This window comes from Phocaeicola dorei, from assembly GCF_013009555.1.
Lineage (GTDB): Bacteria > Bacteroidota > Bacteroidia > Bacteroidales > Bacteroidaceae > Phocaeicola > Phocaeicola dorei.
This window is the reverse complement of record NZ_CP046176.1, coordinates 4,062,809-4,082,368: the sequence shown is the minus strand read 5'-3', so window position 1 is coordinate 4,082,368 and position 19,560 is coordinate 4,062,809. Positions and strand designations below refer to the sequence as shown.

Here is a 19,560-nt window from a genome sequence, read left to right as displayed (position 1 = left end):
AAATTAAAAACATGATTATGAAAATCAAAAAAATAGTGAGCGGAATGGCATGTATGGTAACTTTGGCTGCATGTAACCTGGATTATCACGAATATGCCAATTACGGAAAAGACTATATAGATGAAAGTTATGAAAATGTAATTGGTATGATTACCAATGTTTATTCCATATTAGACTATGACTTTGGTCAAACATATAAAGGTGGAATGCTGGCATCCGCTTGTGATGAAGCTGAATATGCCTATACAAACAATGATATATGTGATTTTGTAAACGGATCTTGGAGTCCGGCTAATCCAATGTCTAATATCTGGACTAGCAGCTATAAAGCAATTCAGATATGTAATCAGTATCTGGCTGAATTTCAAGGATTGACATTTGATGAATTAAAATTAAATGATGACTATCGTGCACAAATGTTCCGTTATACCAACAGTTTCAAGGAAGCTCGTTTTTTGCGTGCATATTTTTACTTTAATTTAGTACGTGCTTATGGGGATGTTCCATATTTTACAGAAATGGTAACTACGGATCAAGTAAACAGTCTAACACGCACCCCTGCACAGGAAATTTTTAATGCCATTATAGCAGAATGTGACAAATTATCTACTGAATTACCTGCAGACTACACAAAACTTGGACTGGACGGAATTGCCCCAGCAGAGAACGGTCGTGTTACTTGTTATGCGGCTTTGGCATTAAAAGCACGTGCTGCTTTATATGCTGCCAGTCCATTGTTTAATCCGGAAAATAACAAAGATTTGTGGCGCAGAGCAGCTGAAGCTAATAAAGAAGTGATTGAAACTTGTACGGCTAACGGTTTTAAATTAAGTAAGTACTCAGAATTGTGGGGACCTAACAACTGGTCAAATAATGAAATGATTTTTGTTCGTCGATATAATGGTAACATCAGCACATTGGAAGAATATAATTTTCCAATGGGAGTACCAGGTGGAAATTCCGGTAATTGTCCAACACAAAATATGGTTGATGCCTATGAAATGAAAGCTACTGGAAAAATGTGGAATGAAACAGGAAGTGGTTATGACGCTTCTAATCCATATGTCGGACGTGATCCACGCTTCGATATGACTATTGTGAAGAATGGCGATACAAAATGGCCATCAAAGAATACCAATCCTATTGAAACTTTTTATGGAGGTTTGAATGCTGAACCTCTTTCAGGTGCAACTCCTACCGGATATTATTTGAAAAAATATTTGGATTCAGCCATTGATCTGAGTGCCAATAGTACTACAAAAACCAGCCGCCATTCATGGATCACTTATCGTTTAGGAGAATTTTACTTAAACTATGCAGAAGCCATATTCCAATATACGGGTTCTGCTGATAATGCTGGCGAATTCGGGATGACAGCTTGTGAAGCGGTAAATATCATACGTAATCGTACTGATGTCAAAATGCCGGAATTTCCAACAGGTTTGTCGGCAGATGCTTTTTGGAATAAATATCAGAATGAGCGCATGGTAGAATTGGCTTTTGAGGGACATCGTTTTTATGATCTGAGAAGATGGAAAGATGGTGATAAATTAAAGAGCATCATAGAAATGAAACTTACAAAAAATGAGGATGGTACTATCACTTATAAACGAAACGTTGTCAATCGTGTTTGGAATGATAAAATGTATCTCTTCCCAATTCCACAATCGGAACGTATGAAAAATCCTAATTTGTCTCAAAACGCAGGATGGTAATAGAATAAATATACAATAAGAGGATGCATCAATATGTATAAAGCATCCTCTTTTACCTTTAAATTATAATTTATAAAAATGACATGAAACAATCTAGATTTTATATTCTCTTTTTCTTTGTAGTTTTTGTAGTTTGTATCGGGCTATTTTGCTCATGTCTCAGTAATGACGATGATGCGCAATGGTCTAAATTTAATGGTGTATATGTTACGGTTAGTGGAGACAATATTCGTGGCTACAAGTTATACACGGATTTTGGTGCAATTTTAGTTCCAACAGAAGAAAGTCTTAATCGTATACCTTGGTTAAAAGAAGTACAACGTGCCATAGTTAGTTTTAATCTATTGGAGGAAAATGAAAATATAACTCAATTGGAGGATGGAAAAACTTATGATATTATATTAAACAGTACGAATGGAATGAGCCAACAGATTCCTACTTTTACAGTTCATGTTGACACTTTAAGTGAAGAGTATCAAATATCCGGCCAAGACTCTATCCATCTAAAAAATAAGAGTATTTATTCATTAGATAAAACGGCCGGAGCATTCTATATAAAAAATGGTTATATGAATATTGTTCCAACTTTTGAGTATGATTTATATAAGCCAGTTTTCTTTTTATTATACTATGATGGCGAAAAAGATATAGATATTTCTAATAATAAGTTGAATCTAAATTTGTATTTTAATAATAGTATACAAAGTAGTAATAACTCAATTTCTTCGTTTATAAGTCTTGAAATGCCTGGAGAAATTTATTATAAATTTCAAGATAAAGGCATGAATGATGACGATCTTATCGATGTATATTTGAATTCTGAAACCGTTTCCGGTCAAGAACAAATACATTGTAAAATGGCTTTAAAAGATTTTATGCTTCCTTAAAACATTGGATTCTTCATTGCATTTGCAGAAATTTTACCGATAAAAACGATAAAGGCTTAGCCAATCAAGAAAAATATTATACAAAACTAGGGAAATGAAATACTGATATATGGATCTTTCAATTAAAAGCAATTTGAGAAATCCATATATTAGTATTTTTTTTAAAGTCACATCTTTTTTTATAAGGTTAATAGTCTCTGGTCTGAAGTTCTTGGTATAATTATTATTTATGATGTAGGCACCATTCATCTAATAAAGGCCATTATTGGGATAATACAGGAACTTATAGGTTTCATTATTATTAAAAAGTACATATGGGAATATGTCAAGACGTTCAGTCAATAACATGGTAATACGGAAAATATTCTTCTTTTTTTATTATAGATTTATACACTCTTTAAATTTCCAATAAGCATCAAGCATCTGTTGATTAAGTATACAAATCTGATGATTGAGTTTTAGTTCTCAATCATGTCGAATCATAGTTTGGACCAAAATTCTTCCTGTTTTTATAAAGGATATTCTATTTTAAAAGAAGAACTATAGTAAAGAGTCATCATAAAGTTTTTAGTTTTTTATTTCCGCTGTCATTTTGTATATTCATACTTGAAAAATAAAAATATTTTTAAGGGTCGCATTCCCGTCTTTCCTATGCTTTAAAGTTATTAAAAAAAATCGATGTAATGTCAAACTATCGTCAATCATCTGTTATAGATGATTTTAAAATCCATAGCAAGTTTTTATCAAAGAAGTAAGTAGTATATATTGTTTATATGAATGATATTAATTAGATAAGTCACGATATTGAATACAACAAAAAGGAAATAAAATATGCTATTAATAATAATAGTATGAGAATATTAATTTATATATACTTGATTAATAAGAATATAGATTGAGAATATGTGTGATTAAAAAGAAAACATAGATTTAATTTTTATTCAATATATGAGTCGTTGAAAAATATAACTCACTGTTTATCAATATAATAATCCTATAAAAAAACTGCTTTCTAACTTTTGTTTAACTTAATAATTAAAGTATGAAAGACAGAAAGAATTCAAGTCTGTTGGGTCGCCTGGACAAGTTCCAGCGGCTGTTCTTCGTTGCTTTGTTATCCGTATTGGCTGTAGGGGCCTTTGCACAGAGCAAAACCGTTTCGGGTACTGTCCTTGACAAGACAGGTGAGTCTGTAATCGGTGCCAGTGTGGTGGTGAAAGGTACTACCAATGGTACAATTACTGACTTTGATGGTAAGTTCACACTTCAAAATGTTCCTGATAATGGAACTATCCAAGTAAGTTTCGTGGGATACAAGACCGTAGATATCCAGGTGAAAGGACAATCTACCGTTAAGGTAATCTTGGAGGAGGATACTGAAACACTGGATGAGGTTGTGGTAGTAGGTTATGGTGTTGTTAAAAAGAGTGATGTTACAGGAGCGTTGACAAAAGTTTCAGAGAAGCAAATAAAAGAGCGTCCAGTGCAAAATGCTTTGCAGGCTATGCAAGGTAAAGCTCCTGGTGTGGATATTACAACAAATAGCCGACCAGGTGAATTGGGAGATGTTCGAATTCGTGGTAATCGTTCTATTACTGCTGATAATGATCCGTTATATGTTATTGATGGAATACCTATGGTTGCCGGTTCTATTGCTGATATAAATCCGAATGATGTTGAGTCGATGGAAATTTTAAAAGATGCTTCAGCTACCGCCATCTATGGTTCACGTGGAGCGAATGGTGTTGTTTTGATAACAACTAAAAAAGGTAAAGTTGGTAAGGTTAGTATTAATTATGATGGAACGGTAACTTTTTCTAAAATCCATTCGATGACAGATTGGATGGATTCTGGCGAATTAATCGATTGGAAACGTCAAGCTTATATTAATACAGGAGCATATTCAGGTACATATGGTAATGCTCCTGATCCTAATATTGATGGTGATTTATTGTTTTCTGACAATGGTGGAGGTGTATCTAATTATCCGTATTTGAATCAATATTTTCAGAAAGCATGGGAATATAATGCGGATGGTTCATATAAGATGCGTCCGGCTACAGATTATGAAAAAGAGGTTTTAGGATATGCTGATCAAGTACCTGTATATAATTCTGCAAATATTCCAACTACACCTTGGACTGATTATGTGACACGTACTGCGATTACTCATAATCATCAGATTTCGTTGTCAGCTGGTTCTGAAAAATCTAATTTGTACATTTCATTGGCTTATTTGGATCAAGAGTCTCCGATGAAAGATCAAGATTTTAAGCGTTATACGGCAAATATTAATGGTGAAATTCAAGCTACAAATTTTTTAAAGGTAGGTATGGGTATGAATGCCAGTCATTCTATTAAGAATTATGGTATTATTAATAATACTTCTAATTCAACCTACAAAGATTCTTATGGCTATGCTGTGGCTAAAATGCCATTCGCCCCTGCTTATGATGAGGAGGGCAAACCATTGAATGTAGATGGAGGTCCGTCACAGTATAATCCGATGTTGGATGTATATCAGGCAACGAATGAAACTCGTTATTATAGTGTTATGTTTAATTCTTATGGAGAAATTGATTTTGGTAAAATATGGTCGCCGGTTGAAGGGTTAAAATGGCGCACAAATTTAGGTACTCAGTATCGCAACTCACGTTATGGAAGCTATTATGGAAATGATTTTTCTAATCCTTTGAAGCATTCTGCTTATGCTGCTAATACAGCCTTTAATCAGCAAGGTCAAAATTTGTCGTGGACATTAGAAAATCTAATTTATTACAATAAAATATTCAAGAATATCCATTCTGTGGGATTAACATTGATGCAGTCTGCTGAGTATTCTCGTGCTGAGGGATTGGAAGTACGTGCATATAATTGTACATTTCCTACGGCATTATGGTATAGTGTGGGTAATTCCGATTTGACAATGGATAGCCCAGGATCTTCATTTAGCGAACAAAAGCGTGCTTCTTATATGGCTCGTATGAATTATGGATTGATGGATAAATATTTGTTGACTGTTACTGGTCGATGGGATGGTGCATCTATGTTGGCTGTTGGTAATAAATGGGATTTTTTCCCTTCTGCTGCATTGGCATGGAAGATGAATGAGGAAAACTTTATGAAAGACGTTAAATGGATCAATCAATTGAAGGTTCGTGTTGGATACGGTGTGACAGGTAATGCATCTATAAAACCGTATCAGACTTCTGGAACAATGACAGCAAGTGGTGCCGGTAAGTTTTTTGGGGTAGGTAATATTACTCAAGTTACTATTGGTGCTAAAGCTTCTGTATTACCTAATTTGGATTTAGGTTGGGAAAAGACAGCGTCTACCAATATTGGTGTTGATTTTGGCTTTCTTAACAACCGTATAAGCGGTAGTGTGGAATATTATGTGGCTAAAACTTCGGATTTGCTGCTTGCTAAATCATTACCTTTGATGACTGGTTATACAAGTATTACTACTAATATTGGTAAAACACAGAACAAAGGACTTGAAATAACATTGTCTACAACTAATATTCAAACAAAAGATTTTACATGGAAGACTGATTTTACATTCTCTACTAATAAAGAAGAAATTGTGGAATTGGCAGGAGGAAAGGTTGATGATACAGCAAATAAATGGTTTATAGGTAAACCTAAAGATGAAATTTGGACTTTGAAATATGATCGTTTATGGCAGAATACTCCTGAAGATTTAAGAACTTTGGAATTATATGAGAAAATATCGAAGACTGTAATGCAGCCTGGAATGGCGAAAGTTGTAGACCAACCATTAATAGAAGTTCCCGAGGGTACGGAAGGAGCAAAAACTGTAACATTGAATTCTGGCGAAAGAGTGACTTATATGGATAATGGTTTTGGTACTATCAATACAGAAGATAATAAATTTCTTGGGTCATTCCAACCTAAATGGATTGGTGGCTTTACTACTACATTTATCTATAAAAACTGGCAGTTGAATTCATTTGTTTATGCTCGTATGGGCAATATGTATTATGGATTGTTACAAACTTATGGTCGTCGTGTAGAAAAGGACGTATGGAGTACTGAAAATCCGAATGGAAAGTTTCCACAACCTCGTTCTGGTGGTGTAACTACTACAGATTATAGTGCTTATATGAACTATACTAAAGGTAATATGGTAGCAATACGTAATATTGCTTTATCATATACGTTCCCTGAAAAGTGGTTGAAGAAACTTGGGGCTGCTAGTTGTCAAATTTATGGTCAAGTATTGAATCCATTTATATTTGGAGGAGAATTAGTGAAATCGGGTATAAACCCAGATGATACAACAGGATGGAGTGAAAAAACAAATGACACTAATTTTATTGGTGGTCAAACAAACAATACCATATTGACTCGTAGTTATGTTATCGGATTAAGACTTGGATTTTGATAAACCATTAAAAGATATTGAATATGAAACTAAAAAAATATATGTTGATTTCCATGGTTGCTGTTACTTTAGCATCTTGTGGAGATGATTTTTTGGAAGAAAAAATGGTAGCAACCATTACGCAAGATTATTTTGAAACAGAAACGGGGGTAGAGCAGTTAATTGTTAGCACTTATGATGCGTTACGAGTGACTAAACAGTACCAACAAGGACCTTTTGCTTTTTTTACGGGTGTTGATAATATGATGGCTAAATCTGCCAATTATGCTATTTATTCAGGATCAGTTTGGACTTCTACTGGTAATGAAGCAACGTATGTTGATGGATTATGTGGTGAGTATACTAGTAATCAATTGTTGGGTTTTTATCCTTGTATTAATAATTGTAATCGTGCAATTCTTTCTATTCGTGAGGGGAAAGTTGATGGTAAATTTGCTTCTGATCAAGCTTATGCAGAACAACGAATGGCTGAAGCAATGTTTAATCGTTCCTATTGTATTTATTTGATGAATACGTTATTGGGAGATGTTTATGTTCCAAGGGGGTATACTACTGCTTTACCTGAAAATTATGCATACAATCGGGAAACTTCGGAAAGTCTTTATAAATTGATGATTGGAGATTTGCGTTATGCTTTTGAAAAATTGCCGAAAGCTTCCGAACAATCAGGGGCTGATTACGGACGTGCTACAAAAGGAGCCGCCGCTCATTTTTTGGCAAAGCTTTATTTGCAACGTGCACAAGGGGCTGATTATGGAACAGCAGAATACGGACGTAAGGCGGATGGAAGTATTGATAATTCTAATGAGAAGTCATATTTGGGTATGCTATACAAAGGAAAAGGCACTGCTGACTTAGATTCTTGTATTTATTATGCTAATTATGTGATTGATCAAGATGGACACTATTCATTGGAATCGGATTACGGAAAATTGTTTAGCCATCCTTTGGATGATTATTCAAATGAGGAGAGTCGTGAGATAATTTTAGCTTGTGTATATGGTATGCCTGCTAATAGTGGTACAAATGGACGTTATGGGAATCGTTTGCCTTATTTTTTAACTCCCAATTATACAAGTGCCTCGTGGGGAATTCCTAATTTTACTTGGGAATATCCAGGTAAAGGTAATGGGCATTCTGTTTCGCCTACTGATTTTGGCTACGATGTTTTTACTAACAAACAAGCTGATTCTCGTTTTCAAAAATCATTTTATTTGGAATATCATACATCATTAAGGGGTGGTTCTAATACATCGACTCCGGCAGCAGATGTTCCTTATTACGCTTATGATAGTGAAGATAATGCTACATATACCTGGACATCAGATATGGCTGATTTTTTTAATTCTAATATATTGCCTAATTATAATCGTGATTCGTGGGGTGGTCGTCGAGCTGTCGCAGGAGAGCATAAGATGGGGGCAGGTGATATGGCGTTTGCTTATTTGGAAAATACAAAGGAAACAGCTATTGATATTAAAGAAGCGTTAGCACAACCTTTTGTATTATTGGCACGTTGGATTAAAGATGGAAATAAATATTATTATCGTGCTCCAATAAAGTCGGATGGCAGTTCGTATGCTTATAATAATGCAACATATGTAGGGTTGGATAAAGTTTCGGGAACAGGAGGGCCGACTACTGCTAAATACACTGATCCTAATAGAAATTCTTATGATTCATACTATTCATCGCGCGACATTCCTTTGTTCCGGTTAGCTGAAACATTCTTAATACGTGCAGAGGCTTATGGACGTAAAGGTAATTTCTCGGCTGCTGTCTTGGATATCAATAAAGTACGTGCACGTGCTGCATTTAAAGCTGGTGAAACTCGAAATGAAGTGTTGGCTCGTTTGTATCCGGGTAGTGAGAATTTGGCTAAAACAGAGAGAGAATGGCCTTATATTGTAAATACAGATATGACTTCTTCCATGTTGGTTGATGAAAGTTATTGGACAGGTGGGGTAAATGCTGATGCTGAGAATTATCCTGTTACTGCTACCTCTATATTAGATCGTTTTGTCAATTTTATATTGAATGAAGTTGCACGTGAAGCGAATACAGAATTTATTTATTATGAATGGTTGCATCATTCTGGTTGGCAGGCTGATCGTATAATGTATCATGATCAGGTAGGTTCACCATTAACTGGGCTTTGGGATAGTGCTGATAATTTGGTGAATGGGACAGGACCTACAGGTAATGGTTTGGGAGCATTTAAACCTGCTTATACATTAAAACCATTTAGACAGTCATTGCTTGATTTATTGACTGACGAAAATGGGGCTTTACTGGATGCCTCTGCTAAAAAAGCTTATCAAAATTATGGTTATTAATTAGTTGAATCTAACCATAGCAAAATTGCCTGTCATTACTATTAATGATGGGCAATTTTTAAAACATTTACAATGATTTCGTGAATCTTTTTAAGATCATAAGATTTGGGAAGTGATTGTAGATGTTTTGTTTTGAGATAACGTATTAAATGTGTGAAGGTACTGATTATACAAAAATACATGTATAATGGATAAAATTCTATTGGATGCCATGCGATTGATTCTTATCTTTGTGTGGTAAATAGTATATTGGAAAAATGATAAAAATAATAATTTTTTTACTGTTATATGTGCCCCTAGAGAGCATAGCAGCTGATGATGAAGAGGTAAAAGTGAGTATTGCCCAATATAGGGGAGGAAGAGATGCTGCAATCAGTTATACTTTTGATGATGGTTTGTTGGAACAATATACATTGGTTTTTCCGGAATTGGAGAAAAGGAATATAAAGGCTACATTCGCTGTGAATGGAGGTTGGATGGGGTGTATTAGTGCAAAGAAAGTATGTATGTCTTGGGAACAAGCAAGGGAAATGGCACAAGCAGGACATGAGATAACAAATCATGGGTGGATGCATAAGAATCTGACGAAATTGGTAGGGGAAGAAAGGCGTTTTGAAATACAACATAATGATACGGTTATTTTTGAGCAAACAGGTATATTTCCGCGTACTTATTTTTATCCGGGAAACCGGAAAAATGAGGAGGCCATAGCTTGTGCATCGGTTGACAGAGTAGGTACTCGTATCCGACAAATAGATATAGGTTCACGCCGTAATGCCCGGTGGCTAACGCAGTGGACGGATAGTTTGATAGCAAACAGATTGTGGGGTGTCGGTATGACACATGGTATAGTAACGGGATATGATGCTTTTCCTGATCCTCAAGTGTTTTGGAATCACTTGGATGAAGTGAACTGCCGAAGAGACAGATTGTGGGTTACGACATTTCGTGAGGTAGCGGCGTACATGGCTGAACGGGAGAATTTGGTACTGGATATAAAGAGGACATCAGGAAAAATTACAGTGACTTTTCATTTTACAATGGACAAGGAATTGTTTGACATGCCGTTGACTTTGCTTTTGGAAGATTTGCCCGATCAGTGTGCTGTTACTGTTCTGCAGGATGGTAGAAATTTGCCTGTGAACTTGTGTCGTAGAGGAATGGTTGTGGACTTCAGTCCGTGGGGAGGACCAGTAGAGATCTCTTATGCTTCTTCAATAACTAAAATCAGATAAAGTGAACAATTAACCATATAAATGGATAAAATTCTATTTGATATAACTTCTCTCGTGCATAAATTTGTCGTATCAGATAAAAAATGACATGCTATGAGAAAGACATTTTTAGCTATTACATTATTTTTAGCTTTTAGTAAAGCCGCATTGGCTCAGTTTGGAAACTGCACTGCATCGGAAATGCGGACTTATGTAGATAGTGCGACCGGCAGTACTATCACTATGTTGACCGATACGATGAAGAATGACCGTTTTCTTTATCAGACTGATCCCATGTGGACAGCTGATGGCAAATATTTATTGTTCAGGTCTTCCAGCCGTGGAAATGACAAAGAGGTAGAAAGTACGCTTCCTAACGGAGAAAAACGTAAATGGACTCCTACACAAATTTATTTTATTGAAATGGCCACCGGTAAGATTATTCAAGCTACGGAAGGACCGAACTTGGGCAGTGCTTTTTTGGCTAATAAAACGAATCGTATGTTTGTCAGCCGGAAAGAAAAAGAAAACTGGAACATGTATGTGATGGACTTGGATAAATTCTTTGCCGATGTAAAACAAGGAAAAGTAGGTAAACCATCCGCTTATGAAACTTTCATAGGCACTTTTCCCACTGAGATGGGACGTCCGGGAGGATATGCTGTGGATTGCAATGATGATTATGCCTACATAACTGTTGAGCGTGAGGGTACGGAAGAGGAAAAGGAACGTATGATGAAAAACGCTTTCTTGCCTGAAAGTAACCAGCCGGTAAAGATAAAGCCAACTCTTTGCGGAATTCGTAAAATGAATCTCAGTACAGGAGAAGTAACTAAGGTTATTGATACGGAATTTAAAACAGGCCACATACAAGCCAGCCGTTTTACTCCGGGTGAAATTGTTTTTTGTAACGAAACCGGTGGCGATGCCCATCAGCGTATGTGGTTTTGCACGGCAGATGGAACAGTCTTTAAACCTTTATATAAAGAAACTCCGCTAGATTGGGTGACTCATGAAACTTTTGCAACCAAAGATTTTGTATATTTCAATATCTTAGGATTTCAGCCGCGCCTTCGCAAACAGGCAAGTGGTATTGTGCGTATCAATTTGCGTACAGATGATGTAGAGTTGATAGGGCAGGTAGAATTAGAAAAAGACCGCCAAGCGATTGACGGCCAATTGGTAGGAAGAGGTTTCTGGCATTGTAATGCCAGCCGTGATAATAAATGGGCTGCCGGAGATACTTTTGGAGGTAATGTATGGCTGATTAATGTGCAAACCGGAGAACGTCATTGGTTGGTTTCGGATACCAAGATGAAACCGGATCATGCACATCCCAGCTTTAGTCCGGATGGTACGAAAGTTCTTTTCCAATCCGGACATTTTACAAATGGAAAAAGATTAAATTTAATGATGGTGGATATTTCATCTTTTAAATAAAGCAAGGTTGGATATGAAAAAAACACGTAAGATATTATTTTCCGCAGCTTTGTTGTCTTCAGGGCTTACGATGGCCCAGACTACAACGGCAGAGAAATCGCCCAATGTTATTTATATTATGGCGGATGATTTGGGAATAGGTGATTTGGGATGCTATGGTCAGCGTCAGATTAAGACACCGAATATTGATGGGATAGCTCAGAATGGGATGAAGTTTATGCAGCATTATTCCGGTTCTACAGTCAGTGCTCCGTCTCGTTGTGCTCTGATTACAGGAAAGCACATGGGACATGCTGCAATCAGAGGAAATGCAAAAGTAGCAGGTTCGGATGGATTGTTATATGAAACTCCGCTTCCTGTCGGTGAAGTTACTGTAGCCGATATTTTTAAAACAAAGAATTATGTTACCGGATGTGTAGGCAAATGGGGAATGGGAGGACCGGGTACGGAAGGTATGCCCGGCAAACATGGTTTTGATTATTTCTACGGTTATCTGGGGCAACGTTTTGCTCATAGTTATTACCCTGAGTTCTTGCATGAGAATGAGCAGAAGATTATGCTGGATGGGAAATATTATTCGCATGACTTGATGTTGGAAAAGGCTTTGAATTTTATTGATGAAAATGCGCAGAAACCTTTCTTTCTTTATTTTTCACCAACCATACCTCATGCAGATCTTGATATAATGGGAGAGGTAATGACGGAATATGAGGGGGAATTTTGTGAAACTCCTTTTGGAGGAAGCAAAGACGGTTATAAATCGCAGCAAACTCCGCGTGCGGCATATGCGGCGATGGTTACTTATTTGGATAAAAGTGTGGGTTTGATTATTAAAGAATTAAAAGAGAAAGGTTTGTATGATCATACGATAATTGTTTTTACTTCCGATAATGGAGTCCATTCGGAGGGAGGGCACGATCCATCTTATTTTGACAGTAATGGTCCGTTCAGGGGTCAGAAAAGAGATTTATATGAAGGAGGTATCCGTACTCCGTTCGTCATTCAATGGCCGGGAGTTATTCCACAAGGGGTAGTTACTAATCATATTTCTGCATTTTGGGATTTTTTGCCTACTATAGGTGAATTGGTGCAGGCGGATATACCTCAAAATATTGATGGTATATCTTATTTGCCTACTCTTACGGGAAAAGGTATTCAGAAGGAGCATGATTGTATTTATTATGAGTTCTTTGAATTTGGAGGAAAGCAATCTATTATGACACCTGATGGTTGGAAGTTGGTGAGACTGGAAGTTAGTGACCCGTCTAAAACTTATGAAGAATTGTATAACATTTATACAGATCCGGCAGAAACTACTAATGTGATAAAGCAATATCCTGATGTGGCAAGGAAATTAAAGAATATGATAGGTGGTCAACGTGTTGAAAATGCCCGTTTCCATTTTTAAACAAGTAAGATTTATGAAGCAATCCTTATTTTTAAAGAAATGCAGTAAGTTCTGTTATGTACTTTTTGCAGTTTGTGGCTGTTTGGCTTGTACACAGAATCAGAAGATTGAATGGCCGCAAGTGACTAACGAGACCAAGCCTTGGACGCGATGGTGGTGGGAAGGCAATGCGGTCAGGACTATTGATTTGGATACGGTTATGCGTAAGTACCAGGAGGCAAATCTGGGGGGATTGGAGATCACTCCTATTTATGGAATACATGGTTATGAGGACCGCTTTAAAGATTTTCTTTCTCCGGAATGGGTTGATTTGTTTCTGTATACTTTGCAGGAAGCAAAGCAGTTGGGGTTAGGTATTGATCTGGCTAATGCTTCGGGATGGCCGTTTGGAGGACCTTGGGTCACTCCCGAAGATGCGTGCAAGACGGTGGCTTATAAAACTTATCAATTGAAAGAAGGTGAGCAATTGGGTGAACCTGTCCGGTATAAAGAAGAAGGCTTTGTCAGATTGGCAGGGCATACTCCGGTAAAACTGGCGGATTTGAAAGAACCAGTCAGTGCGAATGCTGATTTACAGACATTGGCATTGGATCAGGTACGATATAAAAAGGAACTGCCTTTGATTATAGTGACCGCTAATAGTGATGAAGGTGAATGTCTCGACTTGACTTCAAAAATAAAGCCGGATGGTACATTGGATTGGACGGCTCCTCAAGGTGACTGGACTATTTGTGCTCTGTTCCAAGGTCATCATGGAAAAATGGTAGAACGTGCAGGGCCTGGTGGTGAAGGTGATGTGATAGATCATTTTTCAGCTTCGGCCATTGATCATTATCTCAGTAAATTCGATGAGGCTTTTAAAGGAAAGGATATCAGTTATCTGAGGTATTATTTTAATGACTCTTATGAAGTGGACGATGCAAGAGGCGAGTCGAATTGGACTCCTGCTTTTTTTGAAGAATTTCAAAAGTATAGAGGATATGACTTGCGTCAGCACTTACCTGCATTGTTAGGTATTGACACACCAGATAAAAATGCAAGAGTGTTATATGATTATAGACAAACCATAAACGATTTATTGATAAATCATTATTCTATTCGTTGGCAACATTGGGCGGCAAAACAAGGAAAGGGTATAAGGAATCAGGCTCATGGCTCTCCTGCCAATATTCTGGATTTGTATGCAGTGAGTGATGTACCCGAAATAGAGGGGCGTGATTTAGTCAGTATAAAAGCAGCTCCGTCTGTAGCTCATACAGAAGGAAAGAAACTCTCATCTTCAGAAAGTGCGACTTGGTTGAATGAACATTTTCAATCGAATCTGGGAGATGTAAAGAAAGCACTTGATCTTTTCTTTTTGGGGGGTGTGAATCATATTTTTTATCATGGTACTTGTTTTAGTCCACAGGATGCTCCTTGGCCGGGATGGTTATTTTATGCGGCAGTCCATTTTCATCCGAATAATCCGTTTTGGGAGGATTTTAAATATTTGAATCAGTATGTTACTCGCGTGCAGTCATTTTTACAGGATGGCACTCCTGACAATGATGTTCTTTTATACTATAACATAGCCGATGTGATGTCTGAGCAAGGGAACAGAAGCCTTCAACACTTTAGCGGATTGGATCGTAATATGTTGGAATCTTCGGTCAGAGAAAGTGCGGTAACTTTAACAGAGAATGGTTATGCATGGGATATGATTTCTGACAAGCAACTTCTTAAAACTAATATTGAGAAAGAAATGATTGTAACGCCTGGTGCCGCATATAAAACCGTTCTTGTTTCGGCAGCGCAATATATTCCTTATGAAACAATGGAAAAACTGATGGCTTTGGCTGATGAAGGTGCTACCGTTGTGTTTTATAAGGGAATTCCTCAAGATATGGCCGGAATGATTCTTTCGGAAGAAAAACAGGCTCATTTTAAAGAAATGTTGGATGCTTTGGACTTTCATGCTGAAGGTGCTGTTAAATGTGCTCGTGTAGGTAAGGGGAAGGTTTGTTTGTCAGATGATATTAATGCTCTGATGAATGAGGCGAATGTGGGTGCTGAGAAAATGTATCAGGCAGGTCTGCAATGTATCCGAAGAAATAGTACGACGGGAAAATATTACTTTATAGAAAATAGTAGTGACCGTAAAATAGAGGATTGGATTCCACTTCGTACAGAAGCTCGGAGTGCGGCGATTTTCAATCCAATGACTGGTGCTAGTGGTTTGGCTACTATGAAACGCAATGACGGGCAAACAGATGTTTACCTGGAATTGAATCCGGGTGAAACTGTCATTGTATCAACTTCCGGTCAGCATTTTACAGGAGATGCCTATGCTTATTATCAAAATGCAGGTGAGCCAAATCCAGTTTCCGGCAGTTGGACTGTTTCTTTTGTTCAAGGAGGTCCTCAACTTCCTGCTTCTATAACGGTTGACAGTTTGGGCTCATGGACTGATTTTGTAGGGGATGAATATAAAGCTTTTTCTGGAACAGCCGTTTATACGACTACTATAAATAAGGTGCCTGTAGCGGATGTGATCAAATTGAACCTTGGAACTGTGGCAGAAAATGCATCTGTCTATTTGAATGGAGAATATATAGGTACAGTGATTGACTCTCCTTATCAATTGTATATCCCTGCTGAAAAATTCAAAGGACAGGATGAGTTAGTTGTCAGAGTAGCCAACTCTATGGCGAATCGAATTGCTTATATGGATAAGAAGGGAGTGGACTGGAAGATTTTCTATAATGTAAATATGTCTGCAAGAAAAAAGGAAAATGTGAAAAATGGTATCTTTGATGCTTCTGATTGGGAACCAAAATCTTCAGGGCTATTGGGACCTGTAACGTTGACTCCGGCTATGGTGAAGCAATGAATTATATAGTCCTGATGTTGCAACCTATAGAATAAATGTTTCAGGGTATTTGTGTAATATATTGAGTATTAATGTGATATGTAAATATGTGCAACATGAATACCCTGAAATTTCGTTTTGAACGAATTTCTATATAAATGTATCTTATTCTATGGTATGAGAGGGAACTTTATGCTAGTTTTGTAACAAACAATTTGAGATAACTATGAGAAACAAAATTCTTTTATTTTTATTGGCTTTTATAGGAATAAGTCAGATTGCGGCAGCATCAGCTGTTCGTGATAAATACAATTTTAATTCTGAATGGTTACTTTATGTTGGCGATATACCGGAAGCCAAAGAAGTACGTTTTCAGGATACGGATTGGAAGAAAGTAACATTACCCCGTCCTTTTAATGAAGATGAAGCTTTTCGTTTAAGTATAGAACAACTGACGGATACAATCATGTGGTATCGTAAGCATTTCCGTCTGCCTGCCAATAGCAAAAACAAAAAAGTTTTTGTTGAATTTGAAGGCGTCCGTCAAGGAGCTGATTTTTATATCAATGGTGAATATATCGGCTTGCATGAAAATGGTGCGATGGCTGTAGGTTTCGATTTGACTCCTTATATTAAATATGGACAAGAGAATGTAATGGCAGTCCGCATTGATAATAACTGGAATTATAAGGAACGTGCCACTGATACTAAGTATCAATGGAGTGACCGTAATTTTAATGCCAATTATGGAGGGATTCCTAAGAATGTGTGGCTTCATGTTACTGATAAACTTTATCAGACACTTCCCTTGTATAGTAATTTAAAAACGACCGGTGTCTATATCTATGCGGAGGATATTCGTGTAAAATCTCGTAAAGCCGTAGTTCACGCCGAATCCGAAATAAAAAATGAATATAATCGGGATAAGAAAGTCGCTTATAAGGTTGAAGTGTGTGATCGTGACGGGAAAAGCATAAAAAGTTTTGAGGGTACTCAGACGGTAGTAAAACCGGGTGAAACTGCGACTTTGGAAGCTTCAGCAGAAATAGACGGACTTCATTTCTGGAGTTGGGGATACGGATATTTGTACACAGTAAAAACCAGTTTATGGGTGGATGGCAAAAAAGTAGATGAAGTGGCTACCCGTACCGGTTTCCGTAAAACTCGTTTCGGCAAAGGAATGATTTGGTTGAATGACCGGGTGATTCAGATGAAAGGTTTTGCACAGCGTACCAGTAATGAATGGCCGGGAGTCGGTATGAGTGTTCCTGCATGGCTGAGTGATTATAGCAACGGTTTGATGGTGGAAGATAATGCCAATTTGGTTCGTTGGATGCATATCACCCCTTGGAAGCAGGATATTGAATCGTGTGACCGTGTCGGATTGATTCAGGCGATGCAGGCCGGTGATGCAGAAAAGGACCGTGAAGGCCGTCAATGGGAACAACGTACAGAATTGATGCGTGATGCCATTATTTACAACCGTAATAATCCGAGTATTTTATTTTATGAATGTGGAAACGAATCAATCAGTCGTGAACACATGATAGAAATGAAAGCGATTCGTGATAAGTATGACCCTCATGGAGGCCGTGCCATCGGTTCTCGTGAAATGCTTGATATTCGTGAAGCCGAATATGGTGGCGAGATGCTTTATATCAATAAAAGCAAACATCATCCGATGTGGGCCATGGAATACTGCCGTGATGAAGGTCTGCGCAAATATTGGGATGAATATTCTTATCCATATCATAAAAATGGGGAAGGAAATAATTCATTTCGTTCTGCAATGACTAATAAGGTCCAGAAAAAGGTGGATGCCCGTGCTTATAATCACAATCAGGATTCCTTTACTATTGAAAATGTAATTCGTTGGTTTGATTATTGGCGTGAACGCCCGGGTACAGGTGACCGTGTCAGCTCGGGAGGTGTGAAAATCATCTTCTCGGATACGAATACACATTATCGTGGTGTGGAGAATTATCGTCGTAGTGGTGTGACAGATGCCATGCGTATCCCTAAAGATCCTTTCTATGCACATCAGGTGATGTGGGACGGATGGGTGGATATAGAGAATCCCCGTATTCATATCGTTGGTCATTGGAACTATAAAGAAGATGTGGTGAAACCTGTTTATGTGGTATCCAGTGCTGAAAAAGTGGAATTGTTCCTGAATGGTAAATCTTTAGGAAACGGTCAAAGAGATTATCATTTCTTGTATACTTTCAAAGATGTGGCATTTGTTCCGGGCAAGTTGGAAGCTGTAGGGTATGATAAGAATGGAAAAGAATGTTGTCGCGCTGAATTGCAGACTGCCGGCAAGCCGGAACAGATTAAACTCAGTGTGATTCAAAGTCCTAAAGGCTGGAAAGCGGATGGAGCTGATATGGTATTGCTTCAAGTGGAAGTGATGGATAAAGATGGCAGACGTTGTCCGCTGGCTAATGATTTGATACATTTTGATGTAGAAGGACCGGCTGAATGGCGTGGTGGAATAGCACAGGGCAAAGATAATTATATTCTTTCAAAAGATTTGCCTGTAGAATGTGGAATCAACCGGGCTTTGATACGCTCTCTTACGACTCCGGGGACAGTTCGTATAACAGCCAAGGCTGATGGATTGCAATCTGCCGAAATCAGTCTTTCTTCTGCACCTGTTGAAGTGAAGAATGGCTTGAGTAACTATATTCCGGGAGATGAACTGGAGGGCAGGCTGACCCGTGGAGAAACTCCGTTGACTCCTTCTTACAAGGATACGAAAGTCGATGTGAATATCTTATCGGCGGTTGCCGGAGCCAATCAGGATGAAGTGATAAAAAGTTTCGATGATAATGAATTGAGTGAATGGAAGAATGATGGCAGACTGAACAGTGCATGGATAACTTATAGTTTGGAACGTGCGGCCCGTGTGGATGAAATTTGTATGAAACTTACCGGTTGGCGTTTGCGCAGCTATCCTTTGGAAATATATGCAGGTGATGAACTGATTTGGAGTGGTGAGACTGAAAAAAGTTTGGGGTATATCCACCTGAATGTAAAACCTGTATTGACAAATGAGATAACCATTCGTTTGAAAGGTGCCAGCAAGGAAGGTGACGGTTTCGGACAAATTGTAGAAGTTGCTGCTCCTGCCGCAGGTGAATTAGACTTGTTTAAGGCAAAAAATGGCGATAAAACTAATCACGAGTTACGCATTGTTGAAATCGAGTTTAAAGAGAATTTGTGGCAATAGAGATGTGGATATTTTTTAGAGGTAAAGATTGATAGACAGGAGTTTCTTTTTTTAGTAGATAGGCGGGGAAAC

The 19,560-nt window shown here is 37.7% G+C and carries 9 protein-coding genes; all 9 read left to right on the top strand.

Annotation, left to right across the window (positions count from 1 at the left end; translation table 11 throughout):
* Nucleotides 1-17 precede the first annotated feature (17 nt).
* The 9 genes from GKD17_RS17060 to GKD17_RS17020 all read left to right on the top strand — a co-directional run bounded on the left by GKD17_RS17060 (nt 18) and on the right by GKD17_RS17020 (nt 19,488).
* Complete coding sequence (locus tag GKD17_RS17060; RefSeq protein ID WP_007839472.1) at nt 18-1,715, top strand: RagB/SusD family nutrient uptake outer membrane protein; 1,698 nt, start codon at nt 18-20, stop codon at nt 1,713-1,715.
* An 83-nt stretch (nt 1,716-1,798) separates the two neighbouring features.
* Entirely contained in the window at nt 1,799-2,602 is an 804-nt protein-coding gene (locus GKD17_RS17055) for a hypothetical protein (RefSeq protein ID WP_007831563.1), read from the top strand.
* Nucleotides 2,603-3,644: 1,042 nt separating this feature from the next.
* The gene (locus GKD17_RS17050; RefSeq protein ID WP_063674208.1) at nt 3,645-7,010 is read left to right on the top strand and encodes a SusC/RagA family TonB-linked outer membrane protein; all 3,366 of its coding nucleotides are present in this window, start codon (nt 3,645-3,647) and stop codon (nt 7,008-7,010) included.
* A 23-nt stretch (nt 7,011-7,033) separates the two neighbouring features.
* Nucleotides 7,034-9,346, top strand: coding sequence for a RagB/SusD family nutrient uptake outer membrane protein (locus tag GKD17_RS17045; protein ID WP_007831568.1), 2,313 nt, complete (start codon nt 7,034-7,036; stop codon nt 9,344-9,346).
* Between the two features lie 257 nt (nt 9,347-9,603).
* Complete coding sequence (locus GKD17_RS17040; RefSeq protein WP_007831569.1) at nt 9,604-10,581, top strand: polysaccharide deacetylase family protein; 978 nt, start codon at nt 9,604-9,606, stop codon at nt 10,579-10,581.
* A 93-nt stretch (nt 10,582-10,674) separates the two neighbouring features.
* Nucleotides 10,675-12,000 (top strand): oligogalacturonate lyase family protein, encoded by a 1,326-nt coding sequence (locus GKD17_RS17035; RefSeq protein WP_007831570.1) that lies wholly within the window; start codon nt 10,675-10,677, stop codon nt 11,998-12,000.
* Nucleotides 12,001-12,013: 13 nt separating this feature from the next.
* The gene (locus GKD17_RS17030) at nt 12,014-13,408 is read left to right on the top strand and encodes an arylsulfatase (protein ID WP_007831571.1); all 1,395 of its coding nucleotides are present in this window, start codon (nt 12,014-12,016) and stop codon (nt 13,406-13,408) included.
* 13 nt (nt 13,409-13,421) lie between these two features.
* Nucleotides 13,422-16,277: a glycosyl hydrolase gene (locus GKD17_RS17025; protein WP_032935441.1), complete on the top strand. Its 2,856-nt coding sequence runs from the start codon at nt 13,422-13,424 to the stop codon at nt 16,275-16,277.
* A gap of 205 nt (nt 16,278-16,482) precedes the next feature.
* Complete coding sequence (locus GKD17_RS17020; RefSeq protein ID WP_007831573.1) at nt 16,483-19,488, top strand: glycoside hydrolase family 2 protein; 3,006 nt, start codon at nt 16,483-16,485, stop codon at nt 19,486-19,488.
* Nucleotides 19,489-19,560 lie beyond the last annotated feature (72 nt).

Coding starts and splice junctions, on each gene's coding strand:
- GKD17_RS17060 (WP_007839472.1), top strand. CDS start 18: ATGAAAATCAAAAAAATAGTGAGCGGAATGGCATGTATGGTAACTTTG.
- GKD17_RS17055 (WP_007831563.1), top strand. CDS start 1,799: ATGAAACAATCTAGATTTTATATTCTCTTTTTCTTTGTAGTTTTTGTA.
- GKD17_RS17050 (WP_063674208.1), top strand. CDS start 3,645: ATGAAAGACAGAAAGAATTCAAGTCTGTTGGGTCGCCTGGACAAGTTC.
- GKD17_RS17045 (WP_007831568.1), top strand. CDS start 7,034: ATGAAACTAAAAAAATATATGTTGATTTCCATGGTTGCTGTTACTTTA.
- GKD17_RS17040 (WP_007831569.1), top strand. CDS start 9,604: ATGATAAAAATAATAATTTTTTTACTGTTATATGTGCCCCTAGAGAGC.
- GKD17_RS17035 (WP_007831570.1), top strand. CDS start 10,675: ATGAGAAAGACATTTTTAGCTATTACATTATTTTTAGCTTTTAGTAAA.
- GKD17_RS17030 (WP_007831571.1), top strand. CDS start 12,014: ATGAAAAAAACACGTAAGATATTATTTTCCGCAGCTTTGTTGTCTTCA.
- GKD17_RS17025 (WP_032935441.1), top strand. CDS start 13,422: ATGAAGCAATCCTTATTTTTAAAGAAATGCAGTAAGTTCTGTTATGTA.
- GKD17_RS17020 (WP_007831573.1), top strand. CDS start 16,483: ATGAGAAACAAAATTCTTTTATTTTTATTGGCTTTTATAGGAATAAGT.